This is a genomic window from Breoghania sp. (assembly GCF_963674635.1).
GTDB lineage: Bacteria > Pseudomonadota > Alphaproteobacteria > Rhizobiales > Stappiaceae > Breoghania.
In genome coordinates this window covers 4040726-4057611 of record NZ_OY771475.1, presented here as the reverse complement: position 1 = coordinate 4057611, position 16886 = coordinate 4040726, and the positions used below count along the sequence as shown (strand labels likewise).

Genomic DNA, 16886 nt, shown 5'->3' with positions numbered 1-16886 from the left:
GGCCAGGACCTGCGACGAGAGCCGGACCTTCGACAAAAAGACCGGCCTTCGACAAATGACCGGCCCATGAAAAGGGGCGCGCCGTGATGCGAGACACGACGCGCCCCTTTTTCCGTCTCGACATGGGGCACAAGGTCGGTTTCGGCGCCGGATCAGCCGGACATGCGGCCGAGCGCGCGCGCGATATCTTCGCTGCGGAACGGCTTCTTGATGAGCACGTCCCCCTCCTCCAGCTCGTCTTCCCCCAACTGCCCCGGCTCGGCGAAACCCGTCATGTAGACCGCGCGGATATCGCTGTGGGTTTCACGCGCCACCCGCACCACATCCGGTCCCAGCAGCCCCTGGGGCAGTCGCACATCGGTCAGAATGATATCCGGAACAGCCCCGTTGCCGAGAATCTCCAGTGCGCTCGGCCCGTCATGGGCGAGCGTGACCTGATAGCCCAGCCGATGGAGCATCGCGGCGGCAAGCTGGCGCAGGTCTTCATCATCCTCCACCACCAGAACCCGCTCATGGGTGGGCTCGCCCGGTTGAACCGCCCCCACCGCCGGAGCCTCCGGCGTCTCGATCATGTCGACCGCTTCCGGCAGGTAGAGCCGCACGGTCGTCCCCACCCCCGGTTCGCTTTCCAGCGTGACCTGCCCGCCCGATTGGGACACGAACCCGTAAACCATCGACAGGCCGAGCCCGGTGCCACGACCGATATCCTTTGTGGTGAAAAACGGCTCGAAGACCTGATGCTGCAACTCCGGCGCAATGCCCTTGCCGGAATCCGTGACCGATATCATCACGTAGCGCCCCGCCGATACGCCGACCAGCTGCGCCTCGCACTCCTTGGTCAGATCCGCATTGGAAATCGTGATCCTCACTTCGCCGCCATCGGGCATCGCGTCGCGCGCATTGAGCGTCAGGTTCAAGAGCGCCAGCTCCAGCAAGCCCCGGTCGGCCAGACACAGCCACAAATCGGGCTTCGCCTCCACCTGCACCGTCACCGCATCACCAATCGTCGGGCGCAGCATCGAGACGAACTCGCTCAGGTCCTGTCCCAGCGCCAGCGCCTGCGGTTCCAGCGGCTGCATGCGCGAGAAGGCCAGGAGCTGCCGCGTCAGCCGCGCGCCCCGCTCGCCCGCGCGCTGGATCGCCCCCAGAAGCTTGAGCCGTTCTTGCGCGGACAAATCCTCATCCTCGATGAGGAACTCCACATTGCCGAGAATGACCCCGAGAAGGTTGTTGAAGTCATGCGCCACGCCGCCGGTGAGTTGCCCGACCGATTCCATCTTCTGCGATTGCCTCAGCCGCTCCTCCAGCATGAAGCGGTCGGTCGTGTCGATGCCCAGCGCGAAGAAGCCCTCGACACGACCATCCGCATGCCTATGGGGAACAAGCCGCAAATCGAGGCTGCGCAATATCCCGTCCGCCGTGGGAAACGTATCCGTGATCATTTGCGTCTCGCCGGCCAGAACCGCATTCCAGTGCGGCCGCATTCGCTCCACCCATTCCCGCTTGATGATCGAGTGAAGCTCGGCTCCGATCAGCCCGTCGACATTGCGCCCGACCCACTCTCCAACCGTGCGGTTGGCGAAGCGGATGATCAGATCCCGGTCGACGAACAGGATGAGGGCGGGCACGGAATCGGCGACAAGGCGCAACTGGTTGCGGCTGGAGCGAACCGCGTCCGCGGCCCGGCGCTGTGCGGTGATATCGCGCGCGATACCTTCGATCCCCGCGATGCCACCCTCTTCGTCGCGATAGATGCGTGCGGTGGTGGACACCCACACCACATGGCCGTCGCGATGGCGCATGGCCGCTTCGAAGGCACGCACCGAACCGCCGCCCTCGCGGAACGTCCTCAGAAAATGATCGTGCCCCGCGCTGTCGATATAGAAGTCGACCGCACGCTTGCCCATGGCTTCCTGCACGGACCAACCCAGCAGCTCCCGCACGGACGGCGTGATCATTGTGATCACCCCGTGAATATCGGTGCGATAATAGGTGTCGATCATCTCGTCGAGGATCGCCCGATAGCGGCGCTCGCTGGCCTTCAGCTCGTCGCGGCCCTTCTCAACGTTGCGCTGGCTGATCCGCAGGCGTTCACGCACGCCATTAAACGCGGAGACAAGCAGGTCCAGTTCATCGCCCTCCCCGTCCCGAAGAGGGCCCGGCGACCGTTTCAGCACAATCGGCTTTCCCAGATCCCCGCTGCCCATTGCGGAGAGCTGCCCGGCGATGGCCCGCACATGACGCGTAACCAGCTGCGCGAAAATGAAATAGATGAAAATGGCCACGGCCAGCGTGATTGCGAGATTGGTCCCGAGCATGCGCAAGGCGAGCAGGATCATGCGCCTTTGCGCCATCTCCACATCGACGACGACCTCCAACTCGCCGATCATGATCTCCTCGCCGCGATGGGTGAATTCGATCGGCGTCTTGCGCACAAGACCTTTTGAATCCGGCCTGGTTCCGCTTTGCGCGCGCGTGATCCCATTTTCGATGACCGCCGCATAGGCGATGTCACCGGAGGTCTGAATGCCCTCCATCAGGGTCTGAAGCTGATCCTGATCCTGGATCCACAAGGCGCGGCGAATGCTGTTCAGCGAAGTCCGCTGAATATCGGCGAGCCTGTCCTCCACATCGCGGCGATGCCCCTGATACTCGAAATAGAACTGGACGACCGTGATGCTGACACTGACAGCGCAGCTGAACAGGATGATCCAGAATATGATCCGGTTGGCAACGCTGCCTGTGAACCTTCCTCTCATGCTGGCCGCCCGCTAGGGCTGCGGCACCCCGCAGCCTCCCCGAGATGCCTGGCGGCACCTCCTGTTCCCGTCTCCCGGGCAAGACGATACCATCGGTGTTTCCTGCGAGATATCGATATTATTGCGCAAATTCCCTCCACGAAAAATGCGAAACGGGCGGCCCGGTACGTGTGCCCGACCGCCCGTCGCATTCGTGTGGCAGCTTGACGAGTGCCGCTGAACTCAGTTCCCGGACAGGCGACGCAGCAGAGACTGCGTCGGATATCCATCGACGGGAAGCCCCAGCTTGGCCTGCACGTCGCGCACGGAATCGCGTGTCTTTGCGCCAATCATTCCGTCCACGCCGCCCACGTCATAGCCGCGCGCCTCAAGCACGCGCTGAAGCTGCTTGGTCTGGTCGAAGCTCAGCACATCCACCTTGTTATTGCCGGCAAAGCGCGGCGGTGCACCGGCCAGCCGGGTCGCGAAATAGGCCGCGGTCGTGGCATAGACGAAGGACTGGTTCCACTGCAGATAGACGTCGAAATTGGGATAGGCGAGGAAGGCCGGGCCGTTGCGCCCCATGGGCAGAAGCAGGGAGGATTCCAGTCCCGTTGACTTCAGCGCCGAACCATCGCGCTGGGTCACGCCCCACTTGGACCAGGTGCTTTCGCCATGATGCACCTCAAGCCCCGCCTGCTCCCACGGCATGGAGCGCGGCACACGCACTTCCACCAGCCAGGGTTCGTTGGCCCGCCAGCCATGGCTCTTGATGAGAGCGGCACCGGAGGCCAGCACGTCCGGCACCTCGCGCAGCAGGTCGACGCGGCCGTTGCGATTGTAGTCCACGCCAAGCTCGTAATAGTCCTTGGGCAGGAACTGGAGCTGCCCCAGTTCGCCCGCCCATGCACCGATCATCTGGTCGGCGCGCAGATCCCCGCGCTCGATGATCTTCAGCGCGCTCATCAGCTGTGTGCGGAAGAGATCCGGGCGACGGCAGTCGAAGGCGAGTGTCGCCAGCGAATTGAGGACCGGCAGATTGCCGATATTGGCGCCGAAATCGGTCTCCAGTCCCCAGAACCCGACGATCACCGGCCCCGGCACCCCGTATGTGCGCTCCAGATCCGCAAACTCCGCCGCATTCTCCCGCAGCAGACGGGCCCCGTGCTTCATGCGGTAGGACGAAACCATCCGATTGGAGAATTCAAGAAAAGGCTGGGAAAACACGCCCTGCGCGCGATCCTTGCGCACGATGGAGGGATCGAACCGGAGCCCGTCCAGCGCCGAGGAGATCGTGCGGCGGGAAAGCCCCTGCGCCTGCGCCTCGGCCCGGAAATCGCGGAGCCAACTATCGAAGTTTCCGGTGTTCCTGCATCCGGCGGCCTGCGCGCTCGCCACCGTTCCCGGAAGCACCGGCCCCGCCAGGGCCGCCCCCAGCGCCACAAGCCCCACCATCCTCGTTGCAAGTCGCCGCATAGCACACTCCGTCATGATCCGATTGCCAGGGGAAATCGCGTGTCGCGGGATGGCCAAATCCTCTTTCGGCCGAACACGGTGTTCCCTGTTTCCTGTTCCCTGCCATGATGTGGCGCGCGCCGCAAGTGCACCCGACACCCGATACACCCCCTCGCATGGCCGCTCAGGAAAGGCCATGGATGGCTGAAACCCGCGCGTCGCGAAGCGAAATGGCCGATGCGCCCCCTCACTGCGTCGCGGAACCATCACCACGCCCGAACTTTCCGTAGCGTTTCAAAATTGTTTTTTTGACATGACGCCGCAAGTGCTTATTCTATAAGCGTTGAATTGATGATTTTTTCTCCTTGCATTATAGTTGACAGATTAATCGATAAGCAGAGGTCGCACCGAGCGGCCCGAATTTGGCCCAGACCGCAAGATTTGAAGCAAGCCGAGAGAATAATCCGGAAACTGGCACACCATCCCATCGCCGCAGCTTTGTAGATTTGAGCAAAAGACAAGGCGATCACATTGACTGCACATGATTTGAAGTCAGACCCCAAACCGCAGGTTGATTCCGGCGAACAGGACCTGCGTCCCTTCCATCAATCGCTCCCGATGCAACTGATGTCGGCGCGAGAGGAAGTCATGTTGCGCTTCCGCCCCTATCTGCATGCGCACGGGTTGACTGACCAGCAATGGCGGATCATCCGGGCCCTTGCGGAAGTCGAGCAGCGCGAGATTCTCGATCTCAGCGATGTATGCGGCATCCATCCCGCAAGCCTGTCGCGCATTCTGCCCAAGCTGGACAGCGCCGGTATCATCAACCGGCGGCCCAACAAGGCCGATCAGCGCAGGGTTATCGTCACGCTGGCGGCAAAGGGGCGGGCGCTCTACAACCGGATCGCACCGGAATCGGAGCGCCTCTACAACGACATCACCTCCGACATCGGCCCCGACCTTGTGCGCGAGGCCTATGACGTCCTGGAGCGTATGATCGAAGCCCTGCGCACGAAACGCGTGTCGGCTGCAGCCGGGGAGTGACGACGCAGGAATTCCGCCGGAGCATTGCGGTTGGATCGGACTTTCCCGATCCAACGGTTCCGCTCGTCGGCGCCCGCCTGCGCCGATTTGGGCGACCGCCCGCCGTCACGATACCCGGCAGCCCCTGTGCTTCGGACGGCTCCGACAGCAAACCGCCTGCGGGTCTGTTGCCGGGAGAGCGCGCGGCACGATCAACCGGATCGTGCGCGGGTCCCCCGAGCCTGGATCCCTGAACGCGGATCACCCGAGCGTGGATAACCAAGCGCGACGCGTTCGCCCGCGTTTCTCCGCATTCGCGTTAAAAACGGATGCCTGGCGCGTTCACAAAGGATGCCTGGCGCGTTCAAAAAGAGTGCCTGGCCACATCCAGGAGAAGTGCCAGACGCCCCCTCCTCAAGGCCGCACATGGACGAGCAGCGGCGGCTCGGCCCTGGCATTCGGCTCCGTCGCCGCGGCCTCCGCATGAACGGCCTCAGCGAACAGTTTCAAAACGGCGCGCACATCATTGGCGGGCGCGGGCACATCATGCGGCAGGGCGACGATCGGCAGTTCCTTCTTGCGCTCCAGCGCCAGCGTGATCAACACCAGCGGATCCCGCTGGCCATCCGCCGCCGTCACCAGCGTATCGGTCGCCCAGGCCCGCAACACCAGCCGCCCCTGATCCTGGGGGCTCGGCAGCGTCGCGCTGAGATCGGCCAGCCGTCCCTCGTGCAGCGAGGGCCGCGGCAACAGGGCATCGAGATCGTTGCTTCCATCGGAATAGGCCAGAACATCGACCCAGGACCAGGTCGGAACGATCTGCCAGCCCTTTTCCTTCATCAGATCCCGCAGCACGTTGAGCGAACCGACCCATTGCGCGATGAAGGGTTCGCCCGTCTCGCCCGTCAACTCGATGCGGCGTTCCGGCTGCATCTTCCAGCCCGCATCGAGCCAGTATTCGCGTGTGATCACGTTGGCCCGCGTGGGCTGGCTGTAGGACAGCATCGCCGTCGCATGGCCTTGCGTGACATAAACGGCGGAGACAGTGGCATAGATCGCGAGCGACACCAGCCCGAGCGACACCGGGGCGATCCGATCGGCGCGCGTCGCCTCCAGCGCCAGGGCAAAGGCCGCCGTCATGGTGATGCCGAAGAGCAACCCGCCCGCCACATCTGAGGGCCAGTGCGCGCCCAGATAGATGCGCGAACAGGCGATCGCCACGATCAGCGCGCCCGCGCAGGCAAACAGCACCGCCTTGCCCCAACGCCCGACGCCCAGTCCCATCAGCACGGCCAGAATGCCGAAAACCACGGTCGCCAGCGTCGCGTGGCCTGAGGGAAAGCTGTAGAGATCGGCACTGCCGAGAATTTCCTCCGGGCGCGCGCGCTGCAGCAGGATCTTCATGAAGGGGACGAAAAGCGCAGCGGAAACCATGGTCAGCGCGGCAGCTCCCGCGATCGTCCACGCCCGCCGCGCGGCGAGCCAGGCCACGATCACGGCCCCCAACACCACCAGAACCGTGCCGTCGCCGATCATGGTCAGCACCACCATCACCCGGTCCGCCGGCATGTTGCGCACCGACTGCATCAGATTGGCGATGGAAAGATCGAGATAGACCATCGAATTGCGGGCGATGAGGTCTTCCAGCAGGGAAACGAAGCCGATGCCCCCCGCCGCCAGAACCGCGCTCAGCGCCACAACACGCAAGGCCTTGGGATTGTCGGGTGCCAATGTATCCGCCAGCCAGTGCCAGACCCGCCCCGGTCGACGGGCTGCCGCCTCCACAAAGCGCGTCTGAAGGCGCACGAGCGGCGGAATGGAACTCATCACCACGATGCGAATGAGCCATGCGGTGATGAACACCGCCCCGAGGAGCACGAACAGCACCAGCGCGAAGCGGCCCGAAACCTGGCTCGCCACCGCCAGCCCGCGCCCGATAAAGACGCCGGGCATCAGGTGGGCGAGCGACCAGAAGAAGGCGGAGATCACGTTGATGGTGGCAAAGCGCGTGTTGCTCATGCCCATCATGCCCGCGATGCCGGGAATGACCGCCTTCACGCCCGGCACGAAACGTCCGATGGCAATGGACTTGCCGCCATGTTCGGCGAAGAACTCCTCGCTTTTTCGCACCAGCCCCGGATAGCGCGACAGCGGCCACATGCGCTTGAGGTGCTCGCCATATATGCGCCCGGCCCAGTAGGAAATCGCATCGCCGGTAATGGCGCCCAGCCAGGTCGCGACGAAGATCGGCCAGAAATCCAGCTTGCCGCCGCCCACCAGCGTTCCCACACCCACCAGCACCACGGTGGAGGGCACGAACAGACCGATGATCAGCAGCGCCTCGCCCATGGAAATGAGAAAGACGACGGCAATGGACAGGTGCGGATTATCGCCCAGATAGGCGATCACCCAATTCGCCAGATCCATAGTGAAGTCCATGGGGAAGCCTTGCGATCCTGTCGCCTTGATATCGAAGTGGGCCGGCAGCGGCAGGACCACGTGCCACCGGAGTTCAAGGGCTATCTAGTCCGATAGGAGTTGAATTTACAGAGCAAACAACACAGCAGTTTTACGGTTTCGATAAATCCCCGATGCGATGGGAGAAAGCAAGCCGCTTGTCGGCGCCCCCGAAAACGAAAGGGGCGACACCCTGCGGCGCCGCCCCTTGTCTCGTCATTTTCGGCCAAAGCCTGTGGGAAACCGTCCTAAAGCGCCTTGTCGGTGACGACGTGGCTCCAGGCGCCTTCCGGCTTCTTGGTGATGACCGGGTCGGACCCGCCCGAAAGCAGCGTCTCAACCGTGCGCTCGTAGTCTGCGACATCCAGCGCCCCGTTGGTGCCTTCGGTCAGCTTGTTGATCTCGCGGACCATGCGGCGCTGGTGCTTTTCGGTCTGTGCACCCGAGGCATCGTTTTCAAGCACGATGTCGGCGGCCTCGTCCGGGTTCTCGCGGGCATATTCCCAGCCCTTCATCGAGGCCCTGACGAAACGGGCCATCTTGTCGACGAAAGCCTCGTCCTTGAGGTTGTCTTCCAGCACATAGAGACCGTCTTCCAGCGTCGCGACGCCCTGGTCCTCATACTTGAAGACGATCAGATCGTCCTCGGAAATGCCCGCGTCGATGACCTGCCAATATTCGTTGTAGGTCATGGTGGAGATGCAGGCCGCCTGCTTCTGGAGAAGCGGGTCCACATTGAAGCCCTGCTTGAGGACCTCAACGCCCTCAGGCCCGCCATCGGTCGGCATCTTCAGATGCGCCATCCACGACAGGAACGGATATTCGTTGCCGTAGAACCAGACGCCCAGCGTCTTGCCCTTGAAGTCGTCCGGCGTGGCGACGCCGTTTTCTTTCAGGCAGGTCAGCATCATCCCCGAGGACTTGAAAGGCTGGGCGATATTGACCAGCGGCACGCCCTTTTCGCGGCTTGCCAGTGCCGACGGCATCCAGTCCACGATGACGTCCGCGCCGCCACCGGCGATGACCTGCGGCGGAGCGATGTCCGGCCCGCCCGGCTTGATGGTGACGTCGAGGCCCTCTTCCTCATAAAAGCCCTTGTCCTTGGCCACGTAGTAGCCGGCAAACTGGCCCTGCGTGACCCATTTCAGCTGCAGGGTCACCTCATCGGCGGCCTGTGCCGCGGACATCCCCAATCCGGCAGCAAGGGCGACAGCCCCAAGCAGTACTTTCTTCATGTCCACTCTTCTCCCTCTGGTGTCGGCACCGGCGCACCTTTGTGTTTGCTATGTGCGGAACGACGGATGCCAGAACGTGAATACCCTCTCCAAAAGCGTCATAACCCCGTAGAAGATCGAGCCCGCCAGCGCGGCGACTGCGATCTCCGCCCACACCATGTCGACATTCATGCGGCCGACTTCGGTGGAGATGCGAAAGCCCATCCCGACGGTGGGCGTGCCGAAGAACTCCGCCACGATCGCGCCGATGAGCGCCAGCGTGGAGTTGATCTTCAAGGCGTTGAAAATGAACGGCAGCGCCTGTGGCAGCCTCAGCTTGAGAAGCGACTGCCAGTAGGAAGCCGCATAGGTGTGCATCAGGTCGCGCTGCATGTGATCGGACGCCGCCAGCCCCGAGACCGTGTTCACCAGCATCGGGAAGAAGGTCATGATGATCACGACCGCCGCCTTGGACGGCCAGTCGAAGCCGAACCACATCACCATGATCGGCGCGACACCCACAACGGGCAACGCGGAAACGAGATTGCCGACCGGCAGGAGCCCACGCCGCAGGAAGGGCACCCGATCCACGAGAATGGCGACCAGGAACCCCGACCCGCAGCCAATGGCGTAGCCGATCAGAACCGCCTTCAGGAAGGTTTGACGGAAATCCTCCCATAGCGGCGTCGGAAACCCGCCAACGAGCCGCAACCAGATTTCGGATGGCGCAGGCAGCAGCACCTTCGGCACGCCGAAGCCCGTTACCAGCGCCTGCCACAGGATCAACACCCACACACCGAAGAGAAGCGGAATGACGACGGTCACAACCCGCTGGACGGTTCTTGAGGTGACCTGCCGATTGGCGAGCCGGTCCACGAATTGCCAGCCCGTCAGCCACGCGGCGACCAGCAGCGCCCAGAACCCGCCACCAGCCGCGCCCGGATGGCCGGAAAGCGCCGACAGCAATTCCCATGCGCCCAGATGAGCAGCCACCGCGATCAGCGCATCGCCCGCAGGACCGTCGAACCAGCCGCCTTTTTGCGCAGGATTCATGAGCGAGATCACGTTCTGCGCGGAGATCACGAAGACCAGCAGCATGAAGATCATCACGCCCGTCTCATCCCACACGGTGACCGACCCGGCTTCGCCTGCAAAAAGCGGCAGCACCAGCCCGAAGGCGGCGGCAAATCCCCCACCCATCAGCAAAAGTCGCTTGAAGGTTTCGGTGAAAGTCATCGCGCCATCCCCATCCGCTTGAGAACAAACCCGTTGACGACGCCGACCAGCGCCACCAGCACCGCCGCCATGACGGAGGCCGCGATCAGCGCCGACCAGATCTGCACCGTCTGACCGTAATAGGAACCGGACAGAAGCCGCGCGCCGAGCCCGGAAACAGCACCCGTCGGCAATTCACCGACGATGGCCCCCACCAGCGAGGCCGCGACCGCGATCTTCATGGAAGTGAAGAGATAGGGCACGGCGTAGGGAAAGCGCAGCTTCCAGAAGACCTGCCCCTTGGAGGCATTGTAGGTGCGCATGAGATCCAGATGCAGGATCTCCGGCGACCTCAACCCCTTCACCATGCCCACGGTCACGGGGAAGAAGGAGAGATAGGTGGAGATGAACGCCTTTGGCAAAAGCCCCGATATGCCCACCGCGTTCAGCACCACGATGATCATCGGCGCGATCGCGAGGATCGGGATCGTCTGCGAGGAGATCACCCACGGCATCAGCGACTTGTCGAGGACGCGGCTGTGCACGATGCCCACCGCCAGCACGATGCCCAGCACGGTGCCGATGATGAAGCCCAGCAGCGTGGAGGAAAGCGTGATGCCCGCGTGATAAATCAGGCTGCGCTTGGAGGTGATCTTCTTCAGGACCGTCGTCTTCCAGATCTCCTCCGCCACCTGATGCGGGGCGGGCAGAACGGGCCGGTCCTGATTGAGCGTATCGGTGACCAGCTGGGTCACCGGCACATTCTCGATATGCCCACGCTTGTAGGTATCCATCTGGAACGGCGCATTCAGATAGACGGCGCCCGCATACCAGATCGCGATAATGGCAAGGACCACCACGAGGACGGGGCCGGTCTTGCCTGCGAAGAGACGGCTGATGGGAGAGGTTCGTTCAGGAGCCATGTTGCCCTCCCACCTTTGCACCCAGACGGGCGATCATTGCGTCCCTGACGGTTGTGGATTCGGCAGGAGCGACCGAATAGGCGAAGTAGATTGTTCTCTCGCCATAATCGAAGGCCATCCGCGCATTGGCCTTTGACGGTACGCCTACCATTTCCCAGATACTCAGAACGACAGATCTATAGATCGACGTATTGAGCCTACGCAGGTTTCGCAGTTTCAGCGGATCGAAGACACGCTGACGGGAGAATGGCCCCACCTTGAGACGGTGTATCAGGGCTTGCGATTTAAATTCGATTTCCTCACGGCCAATAAGCATCCAGAGGACTGCGGCAGAGACAACCAACCACAAAGCTCCCCAGACAGCCAGAGCAGCAAGCACGATCCATCGACCAGATCCCGTTTCAGGATCAAATACAGCTGAGGCTAGCCCGAAAGGACTTCCGACATAAGTATAATTACATAGCCAAATCAGAGTGATGCCCAGAATGAAGTAGTTCTTCTTGGCCTTGATCCGGATTGTCGGAACCGCGAGATCGCCACTGATGGACACTCTTCGGGAGGTCGTGTCCTCATATTTCATGCGACGGCCCTCCCGTGCGCTTTCCGGCTCTCGTGTATACGGTGAACCCGACGCCCCTCACCCGGCGCATCCGCGCCGACCTCTCCCCATGAGAGAGGTGCTTGGGCCGGGCTTGTGTCAAAAGCAGAATTCAGAGCCTGACGGCCCATAACCGCGGCCCGCCTCAAGCCCGCCATATCGCAACCCGCACGATCAAGCCCCCTCTCCCATGGGGAGAGGGTTGGGGTGAGGGGATGAGATCCCTCGTGGATACGGCGAACCCGACACCTCTCACCCGACGCTACGCGTCGACCTCTCCCCATGGGAGAGGTAAGTGAAAGGGATGGCCGAATATTCGTAGCGAAAAGACTATTCACTCTAAAAGCACCCACTTCCGATCAGCGCCCGGGCCAGGCCTACCCTCTGCCCATAGCTTTTGAGTAGCCCAACGCATATCGTATTACCAAGTATAAAACAGATCTCCCGAAGCTTTTGAATCGTTCGCATGTTTGCCACTTCAAGAACCGTCGCGCTTCCACCGTTCTTTTTAACTGCTCCATAGACACACAAAACCAAATCAGAGCGGTTCATTTTCTATCCCCCAAGAGCACCAGCTAAGTGGGTTGAGTCTTCGCCACATCAATCCTCATAACTGTGCCCCGCGCGCAGGCCTTCGCGCACCCGGTGTGCGATCTCCAGAAACTCCGGCGTCTCCCGGATATCGAGATCGCGCTCGCGCGGCAGGTTGCTTTCAATGATGTCATAGATACGCCCCGGACGCGGGCTCATCACCACGATCTTGGTGGACAGGAACACCGCTTCCGGGATCGAGTGCGTGACGAAGACCACCGTCTTCTCCGTCTTCGCCCAGAGCTTCAGAAGCTGCTCGTTCAGGTGATCACGCACGATCTCGTCCAGCGCGCCGAAGGGCTCGTCCATCAGCAGCAGTTCCGGATCGAAGGCGAGCGCGCGCGCGATGGAAGCGCGTTGCTGCATGCCGCCGGAAAGTTGCCAGGGAAACTTGCGCTCGAAACCGGCAAGGTTCACCAGCTCAAGGTTTTTCGCGATGCGCTTTTTCTGCTCACGCTTCGTATAGCCCATGATTTCAAGCGGCAGCGCGATGTTGCCCGCAATCGTGCGCCAGGGATAAAGCCCTGCCGCCTGAAAGACATAGCCGTAGGAGCGGTCGAGCCGCGCCTGATCCGGTGTACCGCCATTGACCGTGATGGAGCCCGACGTCGGCTTTTCCAGATCGGCGATGACGCGCAAGAGCGTGGTCTTGCCGCAACCCGAAGGCCCGATGAAGGAAACGAATTCGCCGCGCTTCACCTCCAGATTGATGTCGGAAAGCGCATGCACCGGCGCATCGGCGGCTGGAAAGGTCAGGCTCAAATTCTGCGCATGGATGACGGAAGATCGCGCCGCGCTCTTCCCCCCCGCATTCGCCTCGTCTTCTGCCTGAACCTTGGCCGCATTTCGGGCCGTGGTTGCCTCACTGGTCGTCACTTGGTCTGTTCCCCATTTCCTTGACGCCCGGGATGCCCCCTGAAAACGCCTCCCGAACCCGCCGCCGATCCTTCGAGACGACCGCTCGCGCGGTCTCCTCAGGATGACGTTGAGGGTGTAGCTCACCCCCATTCAAAAACCGCATATGCCGACCGTCCACATCCCCGTTTCGTCTATTCACGCAACATCATCCTGAGGAGGCCTGACAAGGCCGTCTCGAAGGATGGGCCGCACACATCGGACCCCGCGCTCAACTGCCCGCTCCCTCGCGATGCTTGCAAATTCGTTGCCAAAGCGAGAACGTTGCCGGATGGATCGCCAGCGCCCAGTAGACAAGATTGGCCGGAACGAAGATCACCGACAGCGCCGCCGAGATGAGTGCCAGCACCACGAGATCGTCCAGAGTTCCCATTCCCGCGCTGGAGAGCGCAACCCCGCCGAAGACCGTGGCCAAAACCGCATAAACGACGCCGGCAAGCGCGAAGGCGACCCAGCCTCTCCATTCCCGAGCAAGCAGAAACTTCGTGCCCGGGAAGACCAGCAACACGCCGCCCCCCGCCAGGACTGCGAAGAGCTCGAAAAATTTCCTCATCCCCATCACCGAGAACAGCGGCACCGGGCCGAACCGTTCAAACGAGAGCACCCTGTAGATGACGAGGGTCAGCGCACAGGCGATCAGAAAAACCGCCAGCAGGTAGGAAACCACATGCCGCGCGGCCAGACAGGGCTGGTCCAGCTCCGGGCTTCCGGTTTTCACACCCTCCGCCTCGCCGCGCCCTGTCCGCAAGCGTCTAGACCCCGCTTGCCGGAATGCCGGAGCGTTCCACCTTGCGTGGCGAGGTCAGGCCCTTCCACTGCGACAACGCCTTGTTGACCGCCTGGAACGGCTCCCGCTTCACGAACTTGCCGTGACCTTCCTGCGTTTTGATCTCGCCATCCATGATCGCGACATGGCCGCGGGTCAGCGTGTAGCGCGGCAGGCCCTTTACCTGCTTGCCCTCAAAGACGTTGTAATCGATGGCCGACTGCTGGCTTGCGGCCGAAATCGTCTTCTCCTTCGCCGGGTCCCACACGACGAGATCGGCATCCGCGCCCACAAGCACCGCGCCCTTCTTCGGGTAGATGTTCAGGATCTTGGCGATGTTGGTGGAGGTGACGGCGACGAATTCGTTCGGCGTCAAACGGCCCGTGCCCACGCCATAGGTCCACAACATCGGCATCCGGTCTTCAACTCCGCCGGTGCCGTTCGGGATCTTGGTGAAATCGCCCACACCGTAGCGTTTCTGATCGGTCGTGAAGGCGCAATGATCGGTGGCAACCACCTGGAGCGTGCCCGCCTGAAGCCCGGCCCACAGGCTGTCCTGATGTTTCTTGTTGCGGAAGGGCGGCGACATCACGCGGCGCGCGGCGTGGTCCCAGTCGCCGTTTTGATATTCGCTGTCATCCAGCGTCAGATGCTGGATCAGCGGCTCGCCGTAGCAGCGGATGCCGTTCTGCTTGGCCCGGCGGATCGCCTCATGCGCCTGCTCACACGACGTGTGCACGATATAGACCGGCACCCCCGCCATATCGGCGATCATGATGGCGCGGTTGGTGGCTTCGCCCTCCACTTCCGCAGGCCGCGAATAGGCATGAGCTTCCGGGCCGTTATTACCTTCCGCCATGAGCTTGGCCTGAAGCTGGGCGACCACATCGCCGTTTTCCGCATGCACCATCGGCAGAGCGCCAAGCTCGGCGCAGCGCTGGAAGGAGGCGAACATCTCGTCGTCATCCACCATCAGCGCGCCCTTGTAGGCCATGAAGTGCTTGAAGGTGTTGATGCCCTTCTCGCGCACCACGGTCTCCATCTCGTTGAAGACCTGCTCGCCCCACCAGGTGATCGCCATGTGGAAGGAATAGTCGCAATTGGCGCGCGTGGACTTGTTGTCCCAACGCTGGATGGCCTCAAGAAGCGACTGGTCCGGATTGGGCAATGCGAAATCGACCACCATGGTCGTGCCGCCCGCAAGCCCCGCCCGGGTGCCGCTTTCGAAATCATCGGCCGAATAGGTGCCCATGAAGGGCATTTCCAGATGCGTATGGGGATCGATACCACCCGGCATCACATAGCAACCGGTCGCATCCAGCACCTCATCGCCGGAAAGGTTCGGCCCGATCTCCACGATCGTGCCGTCCTCGATCTTCACGTCCGCTTCGTAGCTCAGATCCGCGGTGACGACCGTGCCGCCCTTGATGACTTTCGATGCCATGATGTTGTTCCTCTGGTGATGCCGTGCCCGGACCGGTCTTTTTGTGTTCTCGGTTCTCAGGCGGTTAGGTGTTTTGTCATGAACAGGCTGTAGGGGTTCGCCTCGTAAGGGGGAAACGGCCCGCATTCGGCATAGCCGAGCGATCCGTAAAGCCCGACGGCCTCGGTATTGAGAGGCCCGGTTTCCAGGTCGATGCGGGTCACGCCCCGCGCGCTGGCCATGTCTTCCAGATACGCCACGACCTTGCGCGCAACGCCCTTCCCGCGTCCCTCCTCGCGCACGAACAATCGCTTCAGCTCAGCCGTTCCGTCCTCATTCCACTTCAGCGCGGCGCAGCCGATGGCGCCGCCTGCCTCGCGCACCACGGCGAAGGAAACATCGTCGCCCGACAGCCCCTCGACATCCGTGCCGAAATGCCCCTCCGCCGGATAGCGGGCGAGAGAATAGGCATCCGACAGCGCGATCAGCTCGACAATCTCGGGCTGGTTCGGCGTCTCGATGGCGATGGAAAGGGTGGGAGCTTCCGCGGTGACCGTCTCTGCCATGGTCATGCCTTCATCGTCGCGAGTTTCAGGCCGAAGCCGATAAACACGGCCCCCGTCGCGGCCTTGATAAAGCGCTGGAACCGGCCCGAGCGCGTAGCCGCCGCAAGGCGCGCGAACAGCACAACCATGGCCGCGAACCACACGAAATTGATGGCCGAGTGGATGACGACGAGCGTAAACGTGTTGGCGGCCGTCGCCATTTCCGGCGGCAGGAACTGCGGGAAGGCCGCGAGATAGAACATCGAGACTTTCGGGTTCAGCGCATTGGTGAGGAAGCCCTCGCCAAAGGCCACGAGAAGCGTACGCCTGCGCCGGGCAGGACGAGCGGATACCGGCAGCGTGTTTCCGCGCCAGGCCTGCCTCAGCGACTTGAAGCCAATCCAGCAGAGATAGGCCGCGCCGACCATCTTCACGGCGAAGAACAGCTCCGCGGACCGCACCAGCAGAACGGACAGACCGAAGACCACCAGCGCCCCGTGCAGATAGAAGGCTGCGACAAAGCCCATGATATTGGCGAAGCCCGCCGCCTTGCCGGAGGTCGGCACCGTGCGCGCGATCAGCACGCCGTTCGGCCCCGGCGACGCCACAAGCAAGGACGCCATGACGGAGAAGGACACAATTGTCGTCAGATCCATCGCTTTCCTCCGTTGCGGCCCCCTGCCGCCATATTCGCCGGACGTGGCGAACTCACCTCACCCCCGATCCCCGCCGCCAATCACCTCTCCCGTCGGGAGGGGTCGAACCGGAGGTTCGGGTGAGGGGTTTCAAACCCTCGTGGGGACGGAGACATCTGATCCCCTCACCCCAACCCTCTCCCCATGGGAGAGGGTGCTTGTCTGCACCGGGCCGCACCCTCTGCGCGCCCCGTTCCAGTTCCCATCAGCAGCTCGGCACCTCCGAACACGCCGGATGCGAGAAACCTCACCTCAATCCCGATCCCCGCCGCCAATCACCTCTCCCATGGGGAGAGGTCGAACCGAAGGTTCGGGTGAGGGGTTTCGA

The 16886-nt window shown here is 62.3% G+C and carries 13 protein-coding genes; 1 reads left to right on the top strand and 12 read right to left on the bottom strand.

Features of this window, described 5'->3' with window-relative positions:
• Positions 1-152: 152 nt before the first annotated feature.
• Together ABGM93_RS17605 and ABGM93_RS17600 are read right to left on the bottom strand one after the other, a co-directional pair.
• Entirely contained in the window at positions 153-2759 is a 2607-nt protein-coding gene (locus tag ABGM93_RS17605) for a PAS domain S-box protein (RefSeq protein WP_321501671.1), read from the bottom strand.
• Between the two features lie 222 nt (positions 2760-2981).
• Entirely contained in the window at positions 2982-4214 is a 1233-nt protein-coding gene (locus ABGM93_RS17600; RefSeq protein WP_321501669.1) for a lytic murein transglycosylase, read from the bottom strand.
• A gap of 510 nt (positions 4215-4724) precedes the next feature.
• Here ABGM93_RS17600 and hpaR point away from each other — a divergent pair.
• A complete protein-coding gene (gene hpaR / locus ABGM93_RS17595) occupies positions 4725-5237 on the top strand; it encodes a homoprotocatechuate degradation operon regulator HpaR (protein ID WP_321501667.1) in 513 nt (170 codons plus the stop codon).
• A gap of 393 nt (positions 5238-5630) precedes the next feature.
• Here hpaR and ABGM93_RS17590 read toward each other — a convergent pair whose 3' ends face one another.
• The 10 genes from ABGM93_RS17590 to ABGM93_RS17545 all read right to left on the bottom strand — a co-directional run bounded on the left by ABGM93_RS17590 (position 5631) and on the right by ABGM93_RS17545 (position 16519).
• Positions 5631-7643: a VTT domain-containing protein gene (locus ABGM93_RS17590; protein WP_321501664.1), complete on the bottom strand. Its 2013-nt coding sequence runs from the start codon at positions 7641-7643 to the stop codon at positions 5631-5633.
• Positions 7644-7921: 278 nt separating this feature from the next.
• Positions 7922-8908, bottom strand: coding sequence for an ABC transporter substrate-binding protein (locus ABGM93_RS17585; protein WP_319775177.1), 987 nt, complete (start codon positions 8906-8908; stop codon positions 7922-7924).
• Positions 8909-8956: 48 nt separating this feature from the next.
• A complete protein-coding gene (locus ABGM93_RS17580) occupies positions 8957-10123 on the bottom strand; it encodes an ABC transporter permease (RefSeq protein ID WP_321501662.1) in 1167 nt (388 codons plus the stop codon).
• Positions 10120-11025: an ABC transporter permease gene (locus ABGM93_RS17575; protein WP_319775175.1), complete on the bottom strand. Its 906-nt coding sequence runs from the start codon at positions 11023-11025 to the stop codon at positions 10120-10122. The genes ABGM93_RS17580 and ABGM93_RS17575 overlap by 4 nt, the downstream gene beginning before the upstream one ends.
• Positions 11015-11605 carry a hypothetical protein gene (locus ABGM93_RS17570; protein WP_321501660.1) on the bottom strand — a complete coding sequence of 197 codons (591 nt, stop codon included), beginning with the start codon at positions 11603-11605 and terminating at the stop codon, positions 11015-11017. Before ABGM93_RS17570 ends, ABGM93_RS17575 begins: the two co-directional genes overlap by 11 nt.
• 618 nt (positions 11606-12223) lie before the next feature.
• The gene (locus tag ABGM93_RS17565; protein ID WP_321505990.1) at positions 12224-12991 is read right to left on the bottom strand and encodes an ABC transporter ATP-binding protein; all 768 of its coding nucleotides are present in this window, start codon (positions 12989-12991) and stop codon (positions 12224-12226) included.
• Positions 12992-13340: 349 nt separating this feature from the next.
• Positions 13341-13847 (bottom strand): hypothetical protein, encoded by a 507-nt coding sequence (locus ABGM93_RS17560; RefSeq protein ID WP_321501658.1) that lies wholly within the window; start codon positions 13845-13847, stop codon positions 13341-13343.
• Between the two features lie 34 nt (positions 13848-13881).
• Complete coding sequence (hydA, locus tag ABGM93_RS17555) at positions 13882-15339, bottom strand: dihydropyrimidinase (protein ID WP_321501656.1); 1458 nt, start codon at positions 15337-15339, stop codon at positions 13882-13884.
• Between the two features lie 56 nt (positions 15340-15395).
• A complete protein-coding gene (locus ABGM93_RS17550) occupies positions 15396-15890 on the bottom strand; it encodes a GNAT family N-acetyltransferase (RefSeq protein ID WP_321501653.1) in 495 nt (164 codons plus the stop codon).
• Entirely contained in the window at positions 15887-16519 is a 633-nt protein-coding gene (locus ABGM93_RS17545; RefSeq protein ID WP_321501651.1) for a LysE family translocator, read from the bottom strand. The genes ABGM93_RS17550 and ABGM93_RS17545 overlap by 4 nt, the downstream gene beginning before the upstream one ends.
• Positions 16520-16886 lie beyond the last annotated feature (367 nt).

Bases quoted from the DNA above. Each gene is read 5' to 3' on its own strand.
- ABGM93_RS17605 (WP_321501671.1), bottom strand. From the start codon at position 2,759: ATGAGAGGAAGGTTCACAGGCAGCGTTGCCAACCGGATCATATTCTGG.
- hydA (WP_321501656.1), bottom strand. From the start codon at position 15,339: ATGGCATCGAAAGTCATCAAGGGCGGCACGGTCGTCACCGCGGATCTG.
- ABGM93_RS17585 (WP_319775177.1), bottom strand. From the start codon at position 8,908: ATGAAGAAAGTACTGCTTGGGGCTGTCGCCCTTGCTGCCGGATTGGGG.
- ABGM93_RS17570 (WP_321501660.1), bottom strand. From the start codon at position 11,605: ATGAAATATGAGGACACGACCTCCCGAAGAGTGTCCATCAGTGGCGAT.
- ABGM93_RS17575 (WP_319775175.1), bottom strand. From the start codon at position 11,025: ATGGCTCCTGAACGAACCTCTCCCATCAGCCGTCTCTTCGCAGGCAAG.
- ABGM93_RS17580 (WP_321501662.1), bottom strand. From the start codon at position 10,123: ATGACTTTCACCGAAACCTTCAAGCGACTTTTGCTGATGGGTGGGGGA.
- ABGM93_RS17545 (WP_321501651.1), bottom strand. From the start codon at position 16,519: ATGGATCTGACGACAATTGTGTCCTTCTCCGTCATGGCGTCCTTGCTT.
- ABGM93_RS17590 (WP_321501664.1), bottom strand. From the start codon at position 7,643: ATGGATCTGGCGAATTGGGTGATCGCCTATCTGGGCGATAATCCGCAC.
- ABGM93_RS17600 (WP_321501669.1), bottom strand. From the start codon at position 4,214: ATGCGGCGACTTGCAACGAGGATGGTGGGGCTTGTGGCGCTGGGGGCG.
- ABGM93_RS17550 (WP_321501653.1), bottom strand. From the start codon at position 15,890: ATGACCATGGCAGAGACGGTCACCGCGGAAGCTCCCACCCTTTCCATC.